The sequence below is a fragment of the Burkholderia sp. D-99 genome, from assembly GCF_011605345.1.
GTDB lineage: Bacteria > Pseudomonadota > Gammaproteobacteria > Burkholderiales > Burkholderiaceae > Burkholderia.
In genome coordinates, this window is record NZ_JAAOXM010000001.1 from 1486690 (window position 1) to 1504759 (window position 18070).

Genomic DNA, 18070 nt, shown 5'->3' on the forward strand with positions numbered 1-18070 from the left:
ACACGTCGATCTCACGGCGCGCTGTCGAACGTGCCGGATACCAGGGCAAACAGCGACCTAGCGTTCGGCAGTTCCTCTGCGCCGAAGAGCGCGTCGACGAACGCCTGTCTCGCAGGTTCCGTCAGCCGATTCGATGCCAGCGCATGGAACTTGCGGATCAGCTTGACGCGCTGCTCGTCCAGGTCGGTCGCTGGCCGACTCGAGTCGGCCGTCTGCCGCAGCGTCCCGCCTGATTTCAGCACGAGTTCCACCTGCACCGACGTCGCGGGCCAGTCCCTGACCAGCTCAACGTGAATATGCTGGCGGTACGGCAGCCTCGCAACGGCCTCCGCGGTGCGCGTCGAATAGGTTTCCGGCGCAGCCGTATCCATGCCTTCGAGCGCCATTGCGACAACCCCTGCGATGCTGAATTTCAGTTGCAGCCCGTTCTCCGGCACGCTGATATTGCACACCGTCGAAATGGTCTCGCCAGCGGTAATCGAAATCCGCTCGATCGCACGCGCGTCGAAGACCGGATCCGCACGCAGCCGCAACGCGCAGTCGATCGCCGCATGCGTGAGGTAGCACGCCGCGTGGTACTTGAACAGGTTCGCACGCAAGTTGACGATCGACGTATCGATTACCCGGTCCGATTCAGGCTGCCGACCGCGCAACGTCGCCATGAAACCGATCGGCCCGTCGAGAATCGACAGGCTCGCCGTCATGCCGGCGGCGGCCAGTCTCGCTGCATGCAGGCCGTCACGCGCCGCACGGCCTGCATGGAACGGCTTGCACATCGTGCCGAACATCGCCTTCAACCCCGCAGCCTGGGTGGCGGCGATACCGATCGCGCGACAGACGCCCTCTCGCGGAAGCGTCAGCAGGTGCGCGCACGCGACAGCGGCACCCAGTGTGCCGATCGTGGCGGTCGTATGGAAACCCGCGTCGTAGTGCTCGCGCCCAATGGCTTCGCCGATCCGGCATGCCGCATCATACCCGGCGAAGTACGCATCGGCGACGCTCCGCCCCGACGAACCGCGCTGCTCGGCCAATGCCAGCACGGCGGGCAGTATCGCAACCGTCGGATGACCGACGTTCAGATGTACGTCATCGTAGTCGAGCGCATGAGATGCGGCGCCATTGATCAACGCTGCCTGCAGCATGGTCAGACGCTGACCTTGGCCGACGATCGAACATGCTCCGGCAGTTTCGTCAGTCAGCGCGTCCGCATAAAGAAGGCGCGCGATGGGCTCGGTGCTGCCGCGCAGTGTCACGGCAAACCAGTCGAGTATGCAGTGCCGAAGCACCTCGCGGACATCCATCGGCAGGTCGCTCCAGACTGCTTGTCGCGACGCATCAGCCACTCGCCACGTAAATTCGGACGCGCCGACATCGACGTTCATTTCGTGTCTCCCACGTTCTTGTTCATGCGTTGACTGCATGCACTGCATGGCGACAATACCGGCGCCAATCGGCGATCCGGGAGCGAAGCTGCGAGTCCAGGTCTGTCGTTCGTCACACGGCACTCACCGTCCGGCGTTCCGCATCGAACGTCATCGCTTCCGCTGCCACGATCCCGGCCAGATGCTTCTCGATGTGCCGCACGAACTGACCGGCGTGCGTGTTGGCGCCTGCGCCTTCGAACCATGCCTGTAGCTCGAATGCGGCCTCGGTCGGCTTCGAGTACGTGAATCGCGCGCCGAACAGATCCAGCGCAGCGAGCCATACACATGCGATGCCACTTGCCAGCACGTGTTCGCGACGAATCATGCCGTCGGCGTCCCGAATGTAGTGAACGCAGTACGCGTGCCCTGCGATATGCACCGTTGTCGCGACGCGCAGCGCTCGCGGCAGGCCGTCGCGCGTCGCAGCGCTAACCACGACGCCCACGGAAGCGCTCGCGCACGCACGCTTCAGAACGAAGTCCCAGTGTGTAATCGGCTGCGTGGCGGCAGACGAAGCATTGCCACCGGTAAACCGACCAACTCGGCGGCCTGGACGAGCGGAGAAACGGGGACACCGCTTTTGCACCATTGCGACCAGCGGACGAAGCGTTGCCATCGATACCGGATCCCTGCGTCAACGACCCGTGAACACGGGCTTGCGCTTCTCGAAGAACGCCCGCGTGCCTTCCGCAAAATCGTCGGTGAAGCCGAGCTCGCGTTGCAGGTCGCGCTCGAGGGTGACCTGCTCGATGAAACTGTTATCGATCGATTCGTGCAGTGCCCGCTTGATCGCGCCCAAGCCAAGCGGCGGCATCGCGGCAAGCTGCATGGCGATCGCGCGCGCGCGGTCCATCAGTTGATCGTCGTCGACGCATTTCCAGATGAGGCCCCATTGCTCGGCGGTTTCCGCCGGTAGCGGCTCGGCGAGCATCGCCAGTGCCGTCGCACGCGCGCGACCGACCAGTCGCGGCAGGAAGTACGTTCCACCGAGGTCGGGCAGCAGTCCGATCTTCGCGAAGGCCTGCAGGAATCCGGCCGAACGGGCAGCGACGACAATGTCGCAACACAGCGCCAGGTTCGCGCCTGCACCGGCAGCGATACCGTTCACCGCGCAAACGACTGGCTTGCACATGCCGACGATCATCTCCCCGACCGGGTTGTAGCGGTCCTGGATAACCTTGCCGAGATCCGGACGCTGCTGCATCGCGGCTTCGTTCAGATCGGCGCCGGCGGAGAATGCGCGCCCGGCACCGGTGATCAGCACCGAACGCACCGCGTCGTCCTCGTTCGCGCGCTTCAGGCCGGCGAGAATTTCTGCATTCATCTGCTCGCCGAGCGGGTTGAGGCGCTCCGGATCGTCGAGCGTGATTTCAAGTACCGCACCGACCTGCTCGATACGTGTCTGTTGCTTCATCGTAAACCTCGTATTCCTGAATTATTCATCGTGTCCGTTCGTCAGATCGACCGGCTGCGATCCTTCCAGTACGGTGCGCGCAGCCGCTTCTTGTCGAGCTTGCCGATCGGCGAGAACGGCAGCTCGTCGACGAATTCGACGGTCTTCGGCGTCTTGACGCCGCCAAGGCGCTGCCTGCAGGCCTCGATGACCGCCTCCTCCGTCCAGTGGCAACCTCCGGCAAGCTGCACGAAGGCCTTCACCTCCTCCCCCCACTTCTCGCTGGGAATGCCGATCACCGCGGCAAACCGGACGCCGGGAAGCTGCATCAGCGCCTGTTCGACCTCGGCCGAGTACACGTTGAACCCGCCGGAAATGATCATGTCCTTCCTGCGATCGACGATATGCAGATACCCTTCTTCATCCAGATACCCGACATCGCCGGTGAGGTGCCACCCCTTGCATCGAATCGCGGCAGTTTCTTCCGGGCTGCCGTAATAGCCCTCGCTGACGTTGCCGCCGCGTACCGCGATCTCGCCCCGCTGCCTGACCGGGAGCGGATCGCCGTTGTCATCGAGGATCGACACCTGCGAAATGGAAGTCGCCCGCCCGACGCTGCCGAGCCGCTCGTCGGGCGCAATTTTCCCGTCAATGTAATGCTCGGCGGGACTCATCGCTGTGATGAACATCGGACACTCCGTCTGGCCGAATCCGCCGCGCATCACCGGCCCCAGACGCACGAGCGCTTCGCGCAGCCGCTCGATCGACATCGGCGCCGAGCCATAACCGACATTGCGCAGGCTCGACAGGTCGAAACTGTCAAGATTCTGTTGATCGAGCAGACTGTAGATCGCCGTCGGTGGCAGGAACACGTCTGTGATGCGCTCCTGCTGAATCGTGTGCAACACGAGCTGCGGATCGACCTTGTCGAGCACGACCAGGCGCGCGCCGGACGACAGCGCCGTCATCGCGAGGCGGCCTCCGACGTGCGTCATCGGCGCGGCACAGAGCATCACGGCGCCCGGCGCGAGGAAGTCGTGACGGCTGGCATGAGCGAGCGCGCGGAAATTCCGGTGGCTGAGCATGACACCCTTGGGCTGCCCTGTCGTTCCGCCCGTCGTCGGAATGCTGACGAGATCGGTTCCTTTCAGCGGAACGTCCGGTGCCCTCGTCGATGCACCGGCCATCCACTCGTCGAGCGTAGTACGACCGGCTTCAGCGCCGGAATCCATCACGACGAACGCCTTCAATCCCGGGCAACGTGCCCGCACGGCGTCCGCGGCATTCACGAACTGATGCTGATAGAACAACACGTCGCAACCGAGATGCACGACGGTATCAACGTTATCGCCCTCAGAATTGCGCGGGTTCACCGGCAGCCACACGCCGCCGCCCCGCACGATTCCCACTGTCGTGATGAAAGCGAGATCGCTATTGAGCGAATAGACCGCAGCCTTCATACCGGCCTCGAAACCGGCCGCGATCAGTGCATTGGCCACTTGCGCCGAGGTCCGGTCGACGTCCGCATAAGTGAGGCGGCGTTGCCCGAACGCGACACACTCGCGATCGGCAAAACGCTCGAACGCCTCGTCAAGGACATCGGTAAACGATCCCTCGAAATCGGCTGGGCCGATGCTGGTTTGCGACATGTTCTCCTCCATCTCACCCGGTATCAGGTTGTCAAATCGTCTATGCCCGGGAAAGCGCAACGCAGCGAACGAGGACCGAATCCTCGCAAAGTCCTGTCCGGCCGATGCGGGCAAGATCGACCGGACATTCGCCGGTTCCCGCGAGCCCTTCATCGCCTGTGCGCTGCTGCGACACGCGGCAAGGATGCATCGAAAAGCGGCCGTGCACACCTCTCTCGGAGAGGGGTAGCGCGGGCAGCAAACCGGCACTGTCCGTCACCACGACATTCATCATGCACCGCTCTTCGCGGAAAGCTCCGCAATGATCGAACCGACGTCGCACTCAGGCGTGTCCGGGTAATTGTTATCGAGCACGCGGAATGCGGTGTCGATCTCGTTCCAGCGATGAACAGCATAGCGTCTCGAGTCCGGGTGGGACACGATGATGAAATCGCCACGCTCGACGCCGTCCACGGCCATGCGCCCGATCTCGAGAGGATCGCGCCCTTTTGCCATGATCATCTGCCCGAGCGGATTCGGTTCGGCCGTGTATCCGGGCCGGTGGCGTTCCGCCTCCCACAGGCGGCTCTGCACCAGACCCGGGCAAAACACGCTCACGTCGACGCGGCCAGCGAGTTCGGCGCGAAACCCTTCCGCCAGCCCCAGCAATGCGTGCTTGGAAGCCGTGTACGCTGCCATCCCCGGGTGCGGGTAGCCCAACCCGTGCTCCGAGGCCGTAAAGACGATACGGCATGCACGCGCCGCGGCAATGGCTTCGCGCGCGAATACCCTGGCCGTGTCCCATGCAGCAAACAGATTGGCCTCGAACACCCAGCGCCAGTCTTCCTTGGTGTAGTCGAGCACCGGTTTGCCCACAGTCACGCCCACGTTGTTGAAGACCAGCTCGGGAACGCCGTATTGCGCGATGACCATGTTGGCGAGGAGCTGGACTTCTTCGCAGCGCGTCACGTCGCAACAGCGCACCACTGCGGTTCCTCCTTTCGCCTCGATCTCGCGTACTACCGCTGCGGCTTCGTCCACCGCGATGTCGCAGGCGATCACACGATAGCCGCGCTCTCCGAGCGCCAGTGCGAGTCCGCGTCCGATGCCGTTCGCCGCGCCGGTGACCAGCGCTGTCCTTTCGTTCATTTCACGTTGCTCCATTTTTCTCGCCAGCTTCCGGGTCTGCACGACAAAGACGATAGCCCGCCCCTTCCTGCCGCAGCCGCCCGGCCGTCGGTGGCGCGAAATGCGTGCCGATCAGCAGCGAATCATTGTTCGCGAGCGCGGACAGCAGAGTTCGGCGCGTCGCGACCCCTTGTGCAGGATTTGCATCAACCACCGTCGTCAGCTCCGGACGCGCAAGCTGAACCGGATGATGAATCGCGTCGCCGGAGATCAGCGCCTCATGCGCCCCTGAACGAATCCGGACGCTGACATGGCCGGGCGTATGTCCGTGCGTCGGCGTCAGTGCAACTTCGGCGCACACGGCATGATCATCGTCGACCAGCTCCACCAGTCCCGCCTCGACGATCGGCAAAATGGAATCGGCCCAAGTCTGCCGCGTCGTCAGGTCGAGCGCGCAATGAACCAGCTGTTCGAAACTCAGCGCGTGCGCCGACATCAGGTCGTGCAAGCGCCCCGGATCGGCTAGCGCGGCCAGGAGTTGGTCGGCTTCAATGCCCAGCGCGTCGAGTTTCGGGCTGGCCGCCAGTTCGCGTTCGAGGTGCTCGAATTCACGCCGCGCGATCAGGTGACGCGCACGCGGAAAGGTCGGCACCCATCGCCCGGCGACCTGCATCGTGTTCCAGCCCACATGGTCCATATGCAAATGCGTACACAGCACGACATCCACGTCTTCCCGCGCAATTCCGGCCGTCGCCAGGCGCTCGAGAAAGCCGTGGTGACTGCGGTGCCAGCCCAAGCCACCGAACACCGGGCGATCCTTGCCATCGCCCACACAGCAATCGACGACGATCCGCCTGCCAGAGGCCTCGATCACGAACGCCTGAATCGCGCCGAGCATTTTCCCGTCCGCGCCGACGAATGACGGTGCAAGCCATGCCGCCGATTCCAGAACCGCAGGTGTGGCATCGGGAATCAATTGCTCAATGTCGAGCAGATGCTGTTCAAAAATGCTCGTGACGCGCACCGCGCCGATCTGCCACGATCGTGTCAGATCCGAACTGGCCCGATACTCCGCGGCTGCGGGGTTTTTGCTCATTCGACTTGCTCCAGGATAGGCGTCAAGCATCGGCCAGCACCAGATCCGCGCCTTTCTCCCCGATCATGATGGTGGGTGCATTGGTATTGCCCGACGTGATGGCGGGCATGATCGACGCATCCACGACACGCAGGCCGTCGATGCCCCGCACCCGCAACTGAGGATCGACGACCGCCGCCTCGTCGGCACCCATCCGGCAGGTTCCCGCAGGGTGGTAGACCGTGCCGGCCGTCTCGCGCAGATACTGCTTGAGATGCTCCCGACCCTGCACCGCCGCACCGGGCTCGATCTCGCACTTGACCCGCGACGCAATGCACGGATTGCGCATGATCTCGCGGATTCGTGCCATGCCGGCCAGCAAGACATCGACATCCCGCTCGTCTTCGAGGTAGCGGACATCGATGGCGGCACGCGACGCCGGATCCGGCGATTGAATACGAATCCGGCCGCGGCTGAACGGCCGGGTCTGAATCGCGGACGCAGTGATCGCCGCGAAGCGGTCGATCGTGACCTTGCCACCGCGCTCGACGTGAAAAGACAACGGCCGCATTGCAAGCTGCAGGTCCGATCGGTCGAGCATGGGCGATGACTTGAAGAAGCCCACGATCTGCGACGTCGTGGTGTTCATCGCACCGCGACCGGTGAGCATCCACTTGAACAGCTCGACCAGCATCCCGCTCTTGCTCGACAGCAGCGCGTTCCGGCTGTCGGCGGTATGCTTGACCGCGAATTTCAGGTGACCAAACAGGTGGTCCTGAAGGTTCTGCCCTACCTGCGGCAAGTGAGCCACGCTGCGAATACCCAACCCGCGCAGGTGGTCTGCATCGCCGATACCGGAATGCTGAAGGATATGCGGGCTGCCGATGGCGCCCGCGGCGAGCAGGACTTCACGTTGGCATCGAACGATGTGCGTCTGCCCCGTTGCATCGGCATACTCGACCGCGACCGCTCTCCCCTGCTCCACGACGATGCGGCGGACCAACGCGCCGGCGACGATCCTCAGGTTCGCACGCCCGCTCACCGGATGCAGGAATGCACGCGCGGCCGACTGACGGCGCCCGTTGTGAATCGTCCCCAGCAGGTAGCCGATGCCGTCCTGGTTGCCGCTATTGACGTCCTCGTTGAACGGCATGCCCGATTGTTTCGCCGCCTCGATGAACGCCTCCGAGACGGGATGCAGGTCCTTGACCCAGCTGAGCCTCAGCTCGCCGTCGCGACCGTGCACGTCGTCGCTGCCGCCGCTCTCCAGCCGCTCCGACTTCTTGAAATAAGGCAGCACATCCTGCCAAGACCAGCCCGGACAACCCATTGCGGCCCACCCGTCGTAGTCCTCTTTCTGCCCTCGCACGTACATCATTCCGTTGACCGAGCTGCTGCCGCCCAGGGTCTTCCCCTGCAGGAGCGCGATCGAACGGTTGGCAAACGCCGCGCTCGGTGCGGTCGGATTCGGCCAGACATAGGCGGGATTCTTCAACACGAAGCCTATGCCGGCCGGCACCTTGATCCAGAAGCTCTTGTCCGTGCCGCCGGCTTCCAGCAGCAGCACGCGATGCCGGCCTGACGCAGTCAGCCGATTCGCCAGCACACACCCGGCCGAGCCGGCACCGATAATGATGAAATCGGGTTCGAACTTGCTCATGTCATCGCTCGATCGGACAGCACGCGCTCAACGACCAGCCCAGTGGCTGCGCCGCTTGATCAGTACACTGCGCTCACCCTGCGCACAGACTTCGTTGCGTTCGTTCACGCCGATGTGCAGGAAGCGGACAACGCCGGCGTCCTCGCGCGATGCGTCGGATTTCTCGAGGACTTTCGTGATCGCGTAGAGCGTGTCGCCGTGGCCGACCGGCGTCGTGAACTTGATGTTGTCCATCGCGAGTTCGGCGATCGCGTTCTCGCAGGTGTCCTGTGTCGCGAGGCCGAAAACGATCGACAAATTCACGCCGCCGTAGCTCACGATGTTCGGAAAGAACCCGCGGCCCGTGGTTTTCATGAAGTGCTCGTTGAAGTGGCCTTGCGCCGTATTCATCACCATGTTGGTGATAAGCACGTTTTCAAGCGCCGACACGGTTTTGCCGCGTGCGTGCCGGATGATCTGGCCTGCTTCGAAGTCCTCGAAGTAGGAATGGCTGTCGGTCAGGGTCGAAGTCTGCATGGCACGATTCCTGGGTTAGTCTTTGAACAGATGGTTGGAAACGATGCGAAGCTGAATCTCCGACGTACCCTCGAAGATCTTGGTCAGCCGCGCGTCGCGCCAGTAGCGCTCGACGGCGCAGTGCGTCGTATAGCCCGCCCCGCCGTGAATCTGCAACGCGTCGCTGGTAACCCGCTCTGACATCTCCGCGGCCAGGTACTTGACCATGCCCGCCTCCATGTCGCAGCGCTTGCCGCTGTCGATCAGCGTGCACACGTGATACATGAGCTGCCGGCACGCTTCGATCTTCGCCGCCATGTCTGCGACACGAAAGCGCGTGAACTGAAACTCCGAAATCGGTTGCCCGAACTGGACCCGCTGCTTGGCCCACGCGATCGCGTCTTCCAGCGCGCCGCGCGCCAGCCCGATCGAGCGCGCCGCCGTGTGCGCCCGCGCCACCTCGAGCCCCTGGCTGGCCATGTAGAAGCCCTTGCCCTCGCCGCCGATCATGTTGGCGGCCGGCACCCGACAGCCGTCGAACGCGATCTCCCAAGTCTTCCAGCCGTGATAGCCGATTTTCGGAATCGGCGAACCTTGGCAACCTTCGGGCAGCTCGCCGCGCGGCTTCTCGACGACGAACGCACTGATGCCTTTGTGCCGCGCGGCCGGATCGGCGTCCGACGTCCGCGCGAAAACGATGATGAAATCAGCACCGTCGGCAAACGTCACCCAGTACTTGCTGCCGCTGATTTCGTATTCATCATCGCTCACACGCCGCGCACGGCACGAAAGATTGGCGAGGTCCGAACCGGTACCCGGCTCCGACAATCCGACGGCGCCCAGAAATTCGCCTCGGGCCATACGCGGCAGCCAGCGCTTCCTTTGTTCGTCCGTCAGGTTTTCTGGCTTGAGCACGTTGCCGCGCGCCAGCACGCTACCGACACTCATCCACGCGCGCGACAGCTCCTCGGCAATCAGGCAGTACTCGAACGCGCCGAGGCCCATGCCCCCGAACTCCTCCGGCAGAAACAGTCCGAACCAGCCCATCTCGGCCATCTGGTCGATCACTTCGCGCGGAATGGAGCCCTTTTCGGGGTCCAGCTTGTTGGCCAGCGGCAGCACCACTTCCATCGCAAATCGACGGGCGGTATCCCGGATCATCCGGCGTTCTTCGGTCAAGTAGCTCATGCCGACTTGTTCCTCATTCGAATCAGATTGGTGCGCTCAAATGACACCACCACTTCGCCGCGTTGATTGGTGCCGACCGTACGCCAGCCGACCGGGCCGGCGCTGCCGCTGCTTGCCACGCGCTTCGACAGCACAGTGCTGGTCGCGTAAAGCGTGTCGCCGGGATAAACCGGTACGCCATACGCGAGCTTACCGATCCCGAGGAACGGCCCGCCGGCTTCGCTGAGGTCTTCGACCGACAGGCCGACGATCGTGTTGAACACCAGCATCGGGTTGATCGGCGCCCGCTCGTAGCCGAGGGCCTTCGCATAGTCGGTGTTCGTGTAGGTCGGCGTGTAGAACAGCGTCAGCGTGGAGAACAGGACGCTGTCGGCCTCGGTCAATGTGCGACCCCAGTGATGCACGATCTCCTGCCCGATCTCGAAGTCTTCGAACTGCCTCCCTCGTTCCCGTACCGGCGCATCCAGCATTTGCTTGAGATCGTCTTCGTTCATTTGGGTCTTGCCTCCTCGTTGGACTCCGCACGAGCCGTTCGTTGCTCGTGCGATGCGGCGCTCCGGCCAGCGGCATGACCTGCCCGCTGCGCGCGGTTTCGCGGAACGCACCGCCGAATCTTAAGGAAACTCCGGTGCGAGCACCCCTCCCCACAGGGGAGGGCCGCCCCGGCCGCGCCGCCCCCTCCGGAAATGGGTGCCTGAACCGAGGGCAATGCAGCCGGCCCCTCCATCGCGTAGCCCCCCGTATCGGGAGGGTAACCAGCGGCCGTCATCTCCGACAATCGGGCAACAGTTCACCGGACCCAACAACATGACCGAACGTATCCGCCGCCGCCGCCGCTGCCAGCTCTCCGTACCGGGCAGCTCGCTCGCGAAGATTGAAAAGGCACTCAGCCTGAACGTCGACCACGTCTTCCTCGATCTCGAAGACGCCGTCGCACCGTCGATGAAGGATGAAGCGCGCCGCAACGTCATCGCCGCGTTCAACGAAATGGACTGGGGACGCACCGTCCGATGCTTCCGCATGAACGGCCTGGATTCTGCGTGGGCGTATCAGGATCTGATCACGGTGGTCGAGGCCGCCGGCCACAACATCGACACGCTGATCATCCCGAAGGTCAAGTTCGTTCGCGACATTCACTTCGTCGAAACGCTGCTCGAACAGATCGAACAGAAGATCGGACTCGAACGCAAGATCGGGCTCGAGTTGTTGATTGAAGAGGTCGAAGGCGTAGGAAACGCGCGGGAACTGGCGCTGGCCAGCCCGCGCGTGGAGTCGCTGATGTTCGGGATCGGCGACTACACGCGCGCCCAAGGTGTCGATTTCCGTGATGCGTTCGGCAAGCCACGCCACTACCCAGGCGATATCTGGCACTACCAGCGCAGCGCGATTGCCGTGGCTGCCCGCATGGCAGGTGCGGACTACGTCGACGGCCCGTGGGCGCTGATCCCCGATGTCGACGGTTATCGCCACGAATGCCGCATGGTCAAGACGCTCGGCGGCGTGGGGAAATGGGCAATTCACCCCTCTCAGATCCAGATCGCGACCGAAGAATTTTCGCCGTCGACACAAGAGATCGCGACCGCCGTCAGGTACCTCGCCGAATTCGAAGCCGCGAAGGCCAAGGGCATCGGCGCGATTAAGACCGCGGAAGGCGGCCTGCTCGACGTCGCGGCGGTACCTCTGCTGAAACAGGTCATCGATCAAGCGAACTTCTTCGGTATCCCGGTTCCCGACGCGAATTGACCGCGACGAGCGGCGTCGCCTGCGAAACGCGCATGACAACGCCGCCGTCCGACATACGCGCGACAGAAGCGCACCACAACTGCCCCGAACGATATACGGCCGAAGGAGAATCCGCGTGATCACGCTCTATCAGTTCGCGTCCTCCCCGCTATGCGAAAAAGTGCGTCGCATCCTTGCGTTCAAGCGCGTGGACTACCGGATCCACGAAGTGGACCGCACGAAGACCCACGAACTCAGACAGGTAAGCCCGTTCGGCAAATTTCCAGCGCTGGATGACCACGGAACCGCCGTATGCGACTCGACGGACATCGCCCATCACCTGGAAGCACGCTTCCCCGAGCGACCGTTGATTCCGGCCGATCCCGTGCAGGCGGCAACGGTGCACATCATCGAGGACTGGGCCGACGAGAGCCTGTACTTCTACGAGATCACGATGCGGTTAGCGTGGGAGCACAACGCTCGTCGTACCGTGCCGTCGCTGATGGCGACGCTGCCGGCCGCGCTGACCCAGGAGCAAGCGCTCGAACTGGTGCTCGACGGCGCGCGCCGCTTGGTGGCCGCGCAAGGGCTCGGCCGCAAGACGCCGGAGCAGATCGTGGCGGATGTCCGCCGGCACCTCAAGGCTGTCGCCGCCCTGCTCGATCACGGCAAATTCCTCGTCGGCAACGCGCTGACGCTCGCCGACATCGCAGTGCTAGCCCAGCTCAACTGTCTGCTGTACGCGCAGGAAGTGCGCGACGCAATCGAATCGTTTCCCCAAATCGCGGCGTGGGCCGCACGCGTGGACACGCTGGCCAGCGCCACCGCCCCGGTCTAATGAAGGAGTTGTGATGTACGAGTACAAGGCGCCGTTGAAGGACTTCGAGTTTACCTATTTCGATCTGTTCGACTACGAACGGCATCTCCAGACATTCCCGATGTTCTCCGGTCTCGATCGCGACGTCGTCATGAGCGTGGCGCGGGAATTCTCCCGGTTCGCCCAGAATGTCATCGCACCGTTGAATCAGAGCGGAGACGCCGAGGCCTGCCGCTTTACCGATGGCACCGTTACTACCCCTTCCGGCTTCAAGGCGGCCTACGACCAATATGTAAAGGGCGGCTGGCCGGGGCTGGCCTATGAGGAACATGTGGGAGGCCAGGGTCTGCCGGAATCCGTCACGTTCATGCTCAATGAAATCGCCGGCTCCGCCAACTGGGCGTGGTACACCTACCCGGGGCTGGCCCATGGCGCAAAGAATACGCTGCTCGCGCACGGCACACCCTGGCAACAGGACACCTTTCTGAAACAGCTCGTCTCCGGAGAGTGGACCGCCACGATGTGCCTGACCGAGACGCATTGCGGCACCGATCTCGGGCTGCTTCGCACGCGCGCCGAACCCCGGCCGGACGGTAGCTACGCGATCACCGGCACCAAGATCTTCATTACCGGCGGCGAGCATGACCTGGCGCCGAACATCATCCATATCGTGCTCGCCCGGCTTCCCGATGCGCCGCCGGGGACCAAGGGCATTTCGTTGTTCATCGTGCCGAAGGTCAACGTCGACGATGCCGGCCAGCTCGCCACGCCGAATGCGGTCAAGTGCGGATCGATCGAACACAAGATGGGCATTCGCGGTTCGGCCACCTGCGTGATGAACTTCGACGGTGCCACCGGCTATCTGCTGGGCGAGCCGAACAAGGGCTTGAATGCGATGTTTGTCTTCATGAACACCGCACGTCTGGGCACGGCGATCCAAGGTGTCGCCCATGCGGAGTTCGGGTTGCAGAAATCCGCTGGTTACGCGATGGATCGCTTGCAAATGCGCGCTGCAGGTGGCGCGCAAAATCCCGACGGTCCGGCCGATCCGATCATCGTGCACCCCGACGTGCGTCGCATGCTGTTAACGCAAAAGGCGATCGCCGAGGGCGGGCGCATGCTCGTCGCCTATTGCGGTCGACTGGTTGATCAGGTCGAACACGCATCCAACGCTGCGGCGGCGCAATCCGCAACAGACCTGCTCTCGTTCCTGACGCCCATTGCCAAGGCCTTCCTCACCGAGCACGGGCTCGAAGCATCGAGTCTGGCAATCCAGTGCTTCGGCGGCCACGGCTACATCAAGGAGTGGGGTGTCGAACAGAACCTGCGCGACTGCCGGATCGCCACGCTATACGAAGGCACGACAGGTGTGCAGGCGCTCGACTTGCTCGGCCGCAAGGTTCTCGCGACGCAGGGAAAGCTGATGGCGCCCATCGTCGAAGAGATGCTCGCCTTCTGCCAGCAGCATCGTGGCCGGCCGATGGTCGACGTTCTGAAACGCAAGTTGTCAGATCTCGAACGATTGACCGGAGAGATCGCCACGGTGGTTCGAACCAACCCCGATGCGCTCGGCTCGGCGTCCGTAGACTACCTGATGTATGCCGGCTACGTGCTGCTCAGCTGGCTGTGGGCCCGCGCAGCCATTCGCGCGGACGAAATGATCGCGGAAGGCCGGGGCGACACGGCGTTCCTGCGCGCGAAGGTCCACACCGCGGAATTCTACTTCGCTCGGCTGCTGCCGCGCACGGAGGCGTTGGCCCTGTCGATGCGTGCGGACGCGCAAGTGCTGATGTCCATGGATGTAGACGGCTTCCTGGCGCACGTTTGATGTCCGAGAGCACCGGTCCGCGGACTTTCGACCTGGGATCGGTCTGCCCGGTTTATACCGTCGGGGCAACCCGGCAACTACGCGACGGAGACAGCGATGCAATCGAAATCGAAAAAAACCATGACCAAATTCGGCTTGGCAGCTGGTGCACTCATGATGCTATCCATCGGTGCGTGGGCACAGGGCGATGCAGCCTCCGCGGCATCCGGCAACATGTCGGTTGCATCGTCGGCGGGCGCGTCCGGCTCCGCGCAGGCGCCCACCGGCAAGAAGGCCGACCGTGCGCTGCGCCGTCAGGTCTACGCCGCAATTTCGAAGAAAAAGGACATCAGCGCCGGAAGCATCGGCGTCACGGCGAGAAATGGCGCCGTCACCCTGACCGGCACCGTACCGGACGCCGCCCAGATCGATAGGGTCGTCGAACTCGCGAAGGGCGTGCCTGGCGTGGTTTCGGTGACCAGCAAACTCACGACCGAAAAACCCTTCCAATAAATCGCGCCGAAGAATCGTTCGGCCTCGTGCGGCTCGCCGGCCATCCGTTGGCGCCAACGGTACAGCGAACCGCTGTCAGGACATCAAAGGCATCGCCCACCGAGGATCTTCTTCATGAGCCAGAAATTCGACATGTTTATCGACGGAAAGAACACGCCATCCGTCTCGGAAAAGTATTTCGATTCGATCAATCCGAATGACGGTACCGTGGTCGCTCGCGTGGCCGATGGCGTGGCCGATGACGTCGATGCTGCGGTCACGGCCGCCGCTCGTGCGCAAAAGGCATGGTCTGCCCTCAACCCACTCGCGCGCGGAAAAATCCTGCGCAAACTCGGCGAACTGATCGAAATCAACGCGGCGCATCTAGGCAAGCTCGATTCCGACGAGATGGGGATGCCGTCGCAAATTGCACCAGCGATCGCGGCCGAGTCCGCGGCATTCTTCGAATACTACGGCGGCCTCGCCGCGTCGATTCACGGCGATACCATTCCGATCAATCCGCAGACGTTCTCGTACAACTTGTACGAACCATACGGCGTGGTCGGAATCATCACGCCCTGGAATGGTCCGCTGAACCAAGCAGCACGCAGCATCGCGCCCGCCCTCGCTGCCGGAAACACAGTTGTTCATAAGCCAAGCGAAATCACCTCTCTGTCCGCGCTGGCAATGGCGAGGCTCGCCATTGAAGCCGGCGTGCCGCCCGGGGTCTACAACGTCGTAACGGGGCACGGCGCGAGTGTCGGCACGCCACTGGTCACCCATCCGCTGGTTCGCAAGGTCGCGTTCACCGGCTCGGTCGCGACCGGGCAACGAATCGGGGCGATCGCTGCCGAAAAGATCATGCCGCTGACGCTCGAACTTGGCGGAAAGTCGCCGAACATCGTCTTTGAGGACGCAAAGCTCGAAGCTGCCGTTCCGATGGCCCTGTTCGGTTTCATCGCTAACAGCGGGCAAATCTGCACGTCGGGCACGCGTGTGCTCGTCCAGCGGAGTATTGTCGACAAGTTCAGCGCGCTGATCGCCGAGGCTGCGTCAGCATTTCCCGTCGGGCGCGACAACGCTTTCCCAACGCTCGGGCCGATCGCCAATCACGCGCAGTTCGACAAGATCCTCGATTTCTTCGCCAGTGCGAAACAGGAAGGCGCAGTTTGCATTGCCGGCGGCACGCGAGCGACCGGCGCAGGGCTCGACGATGGCCTCTACATCAAGCCGACGATCTTCACTGCCGTGACAGCCGACATGAGAATCGTTCGGGAAGAGATTTTCGGGCCGGTTGGCGTGCTCATTCCGTTTGATACCGAGGAAGATGCGATCCGGATTGCGAATGATACGGAATATGGTCTTGCGTCCGGTATTTGGACACAGGATGTTAGCCGTGCCCATCGTGTCGCGGCGCAGCTCGAAGCGGGCACCGTGTACGTCAATACCTATCACGACCGCGCCGTGGAGGCACCTATGGGCGGCTACAAGAAAAGCGGGATCGGGCGCGAGAAAGGCATGGCCGCTTTGCACGACTACATGCAGTTGAAGAACGTTACGATGAAGCTCATCTGACGAAAATCGGACCGGGCTGCTATGAATCCGTCGTTGTGGGTGCTGAATCCCAACGACGGAGCTGTACGACGGAAGACTCGCAGTCTGTTGTGGTATGGAGGCGGCTCAGCGCACGCCCGAGGCACTACTGACGCCCCCGAAACTGTTGGCGAGTGATCATGCGTATCGCTGCTCACAGCTGCGCAGTCTGCGGTGTCGACCTGAGCGCCGAGAGCTTGCCAACCTCAATCACGGCCGCCTCAATTGCGGATGACCACGGGCTGCTGTAGTTCAACCGAATGAAGTTCCGGTAGCTGTCTGTAATCGAAAACATATAACCGGGACCGATCGTGATCCCCTGCTCCAGCGCAAGCTGATACAGCCGCATCGCATCGACCTGCGCGGGCAGTTCGACCCACAGCACGTAGCCGCCGGCGGGGCTCGAAATGCGCGTGCCCTCCGGAAAGAACCGCGACACCATCGCACGCATCAGGTTCGCCTGCTGCGCATACGCCTTGCGCAAGCGCCGCAGGTGATGCTCGTAGCCGTCGCGTTCGAGAAACTCCGCGATCGCCAGTTGCGGCAACGACGGCGTCGCAAGCGTGTTCAGGAATTTCAGCTTCTCGACCTGATCGCGATAGCGGCCCGGCAACGCCCAGCCGATCCGGTACGCGGCCGTCAGGCTCTTCGAGAACGACGAGCAATGCAGCACGATTCCGCTGCGATCGTAGGACTTCAGCGAGCTCGGATGTGTATCGCCGAAATACAGCTCGTTGTACACGCCGTTCTCGATGATCGGCATGTCGGCCTTCGTTGCGAAGTCAACCAGTTCGCGCTTGCGCTCGTCGGGCATCTGGAAGCCGAGCGGGTTCTGGAAATTCGGCATCACCATGCATGCGGCGATCGGCTGCGACTTCGCAATCGCCGCCAGCGTCGCGATATCGATCCCGTATTCCGGATGCGTCGCAACTTCAATCGCCTTCATCCCCATCCGCTCGATCGCATGCAGCATCGCGTAGAACGTAGGCGATTCCACCGCGATCGTGTCGCCCGGCTTCGCAACCGCCTGCAAGCACAGGTTGATCGCCTCCGTCGCGCCGACCGTCACGATGATCTCGTTCGGGTCCACCGACATCCCGTTTTCCAGGTAGCGGCGCGCGATCTGCCGGATCAGCCGCGGATGGCCGGGCGGCAGCCCGTCCGTCACCCCCCACAGCGACTTGTCCCGCCCGGCCGCGTACGCGTACCGGTTTAGCTTCTCGAACGGGAATAGGCTCGGGTCCGGATACGGCGAGCCGAGCGGCACCGCGTCGTCGGTGCCGATCGAGCGCAGCGTCGACAGCACGAGCCGGCTCACGTCCACCGACGACGAAATCGCGATCGGCTTCGACGGCCGCAGCTCGCGCACCGGCGCGTGGCTGTCGTCGCGCCGCAGGTTTACGAAATAACCCGACTGCGGCCGACTTTCCAGCAGCCCGCGGCTTTCGAGCAGCAGATAGGCATGCAGCACGGTCGTGATGCTGATCCGGTGCTGCTGGCTCGCGTGCCGCACCGACGGAATCCGGTCGCCGTGCCGGTACACGCCAAGCCGGATCAAGCGCTCGATGTCGTCAGCCAGCTTCTCATACCGTTTCATACGATATTCTCGTCCACCCTTGATAGGTACTCGCCGACTGACCTGACATTG

The 18070-nt window shown here is 63.0% G+C and carries 16 protein-coding genes; 5 read left to right on the forward strand and 11 right to left on the reverse strand.

Annotated elements, in window-relative coordinates; translation table 11 throughout:
• Nucleotides 1-11 precede the first annotated feature (11 nt).
• The 10 genes from HAV18_RS06480 to HAV18_RS06525 form a co-directional block, all read right to left on the reverse strand.
• Nucleotides 12-1430: an MmgE/PrpD family protein gene (locus tag HAV18_RS06480; protein WP_166953874.1), complete on the reverse strand. Its 1419-nt coding sequence runs from the start codon at nucleotides 1428-1430 to the stop codon at nucleotides 12-14.
• A gap of 64 nt (nucleotides 1431-1494) precedes the next feature.
• On the reverse strand, nucleotides 1495-2040 hold the full coding sequence (locus tag HAV18_RS06485) for a hypothetical protein (protein ID WP_166953876.1): 546 nt from the start codon (nucleotides 2038-2040) through the stop codon (nucleotides 1495-1497).
• Between the two features lie 18 nt (nucleotides 2041-2058).
• Entirely contained in the window at nucleotides 2059-2838 is a 780-nt protein-coding gene (locus HAV18_RS06490; protein WP_166953879.1) for an enoyl-CoA hydratase-related protein, read from the reverse strand.
• Nucleotides 2839-2879: 41 nt separating this feature from the next.
• On the reverse strand, nucleotides 2880-4466 hold the full coding sequence (locus tag HAV18_RS06495) for a class I adenylate-forming enzyme family protein (protein WP_166953881.1): 1587 nt from the start codon (nucleotides 4464-4466) through the stop codon (nucleotides 2880-2882).
• 270 nt (nucleotides 4467-4736) lie between these two features.
• Nucleotides 4737-5609, reverse strand: coding sequence for an SDR family oxidoreductase (locus HAV18_RS06500; RefSeq protein ID WP_166953883.1), 873 nt, complete (start codon nucleotides 5607-5609; stop codon nucleotides 4737-4739).
• Nucleotides 5596-6669 (reverse strand): MBL fold metallo-hydrolase, encoded by a 1074-nt coding sequence (locus HAV18_RS06505; protein ID WP_166953885.1) that lies wholly within the window; start codon nucleotides 6667-6669, stop codon nucleotides 5596-5598. Before HAV18_RS06505 ends, HAV18_RS06500 begins: the two co-directional genes overlap by 14 nt.
• Nucleotides 6670-6691: 22 nt before the next feature.
• Complete coding sequence (locus HAV18_RS06510) at nucleotides 6692-8308, reverse strand: GMC family oxidoreductase (RefSeq protein WP_166953887.1); 1617 nt, start codon at nucleotides 8306-8308, stop codon at nucleotides 6692-6694.
• A gap of 27 nt (nucleotides 8309-8335) precedes the next feature.
• Complete coding sequence (locus HAV18_RS06515; RefSeq protein ID WP_166953889.1) at nucleotides 8336-8824, reverse strand: MaoC family dehydratase; 489 nt, start codon at nucleotides 8822-8824, stop codon at nucleotides 8336-8338.
• 15 nt (nucleotides 8825-8839) lie between these two features.
• A complete protein-coding gene (locus HAV18_RS06520) occupies nucleotides 8840-9991 on the reverse strand; it encodes an acyl-CoA dehydrogenase family protein (RefSeq protein WP_166953891.1) in 1152 nt (383 codons plus the stop codon).
• On the reverse strand, nucleotides 9988-10485 hold the full coding sequence (locus HAV18_RS06525; RefSeq protein ID WP_166953893.1) for a MaoC family dehydratase: 498 nt from the start codon (nucleotides 10483-10485) through the stop codon (nucleotides 9988-9990). Before HAV18_RS06525 ends, HAV18_RS06520 begins: the two co-directional genes overlap by 4 nt.
• A 313-nt stretch (nucleotides 10486-10798) precedes the next feature.
• On the opposite strand from HAV18_RS06525, the gene HAV18_RS06530 reads away from it, so the two are divergent.
• From HAV18_RS06530 to HAV18_RS06550, 5 genes are all read left to right on the forward strand, one after another.
• Complete coding sequence (locus HAV18_RS06530) at nucleotides 10799-11734, forward strand: CoA ester lyase (protein WP_166953895.1); 936 nt, start codon at nucleotides 10799-10801, stop codon at nucleotides 11732-11734.
• Nucleotides 11735-11849: 115 nt separating this feature from the next.
• Nucleotides 11850-12551: a glutathione S-transferase family protein gene (locus HAV18_RS06535; RefSeq protein WP_166953897.1), complete on the forward strand. Its 702-nt coding sequence runs from the start codon at nucleotides 11850-11852 to the stop codon at nucleotides 12549-12551.
• Between the two features lie 13 nt (nucleotides 12552-12564).
• Complete coding sequence (locus tag HAV18_RS06540) at nucleotides 12565-14358, forward strand: acyl-CoA dehydrogenase C-terminal domain-containing protein (protein WP_166953899.1); 1794 nt, start codon at nucleotides 12565-12567, stop codon at nucleotides 14356-14358.
• Nucleotides 14359-14454: 96 nt separating this feature from the next.
• Entirely contained in the window at nucleotides 14455-14850 is a 396-nt protein-coding gene (locus HAV18_RS06545; protein WP_243771547.1) for a BON domain-containing protein, read from the forward strand.
• Between the two features lie 114 nt (nucleotides 14851-14964).
• Nucleotides 14965-16404, forward strand: a complete 1440-nt coding sequence (locus HAV18_RS06550) for an aldehyde dehydrogenase (RefSeq protein ID WP_166953901.1) — start codon at nucleotides 14965-14967, stop codon at nucleotides 16402-16404.
• Nucleotides 16405-16576: 172 nt separating this feature from the next.
• On the opposite strand, the gene HAV18_RS06555 is transcribed toward HAV18_RS06550, so the two are convergent.
• Nucleotides 16577-18019 (reverse strand): PLP-dependent aminotransferase family protein, encoded by a 1443-nt coding sequence (locus HAV18_RS06555; protein ID WP_166953903.1) that lies wholly within the window; start codon nucleotides 18017-18019, stop codon nucleotides 16577-16579.
• Between the last annotated feature and the right edge of the window lie 51 nt (nucleotides 18020-18070).

Bases quoted from the DNA above. Each gene is read 5' to 3' on its own strand.
- HAV18_RS06525 (WP_166953893.1), bottom strand. From the start codon at position 10,485: ATGAACGAAGACGATCTCAAGCAAATGCTGGATGCGCCGGTACGGGAA.
- HAV18_RS06500 (WP_166953883.1), bottom strand. From the start codon at position 5,609: ATGGAGCAACGTGAAATGAACGAAAGGACAGCGCTGGTCACCGGCGCG.
- HAV18_RS06495 (WP_166953881.1), bottom strand. From the start codon at position 4,466: ATGTCGCAAACCAGCATCGGCCCAGCCGATTTCGAGGGATCGTTTACC.
- HAV18_RS06485 (WP_166953876.1), bottom strand. From the start codon at position 2,040: ATGGCAACGCTTCGTCCGCTGGTCGCAATGGTGCAAAAGCGGTGTCCC.
- HAV18_RS06555 (WP_166953903.1), bottom strand. From the start codon at position 18,019: ATGAAACGGTATGAGAAGCTGGCTGACGACATCGAGCGCTTGATCCGG.
- HAV18_RS06490 (WP_166953879.1), bottom strand. From the start codon at position 2,838: ATGAAGCAACAGACACGTATCGAGCAGGTCGGTGCGGTACTTGAAATC.
- HAV18_RS06520 (WP_166953891.1), bottom strand. From the start codon at position 9,991: ATGAGCTACTTGACCGAAGAACGCCGGATGATCCGGGATACCGCCCGT.
- HAV18_RS06505 (WP_166953885.1), bottom strand. From the start codon at position 6,669: ATGAGCAAAAACCCCGCAGCCGCGGAGTATCGGGCCAGTTCGGATCTG.
- HAV18_RS06550 (WP_166953901.1), top strand. From the start codon at position 14,965: ATGAGCCAGAAATTCGACATGTTTATCGACGGAAAGAACACGCCATCC.
- HAV18_RS06480 (WP_166953874.1), bottom strand. From the start codon at position 1,430: ATGCAGTGCATGCAGTCAACGCATGAACAAGAACGTGGGAGACACGAA.
- HAV18_RS06545 (WP_243771547.1), top strand. From the start codon at position 14,455: ATGCAATCGAAATCGAAAAAAACCATGACCAAATTCGGCTTGGCAGCT.
- HAV18_RS06530 (WP_166953895.1), top strand. From the start codon at position 10,799: ATGACCGAACGTATCCGCCGCCGCCGCCGCTGCCAGCTCTCCGTACCG.
- HAV18_RS06540 (WP_166953899.1), top strand. From the start codon at position 12,565: ATGTACGAGTACAAGGCGCCGTTGAAGGACTTCGAGTTTACCTATTTC.
- HAV18_RS06510 (WP_166953887.1), bottom strand. From the start codon at position 8,308: ATGAGCAAGTTCGAACCCGATTTCATCATTATCGGTGCCGGCTCGGCC.
- HAV18_RS06515 (WP_166953889.1), bottom strand. From the start codon at position 8,824: ATGCAGACTTCGACCCTGACCGACAGCCATTCCTACTTCGAGGACTTC.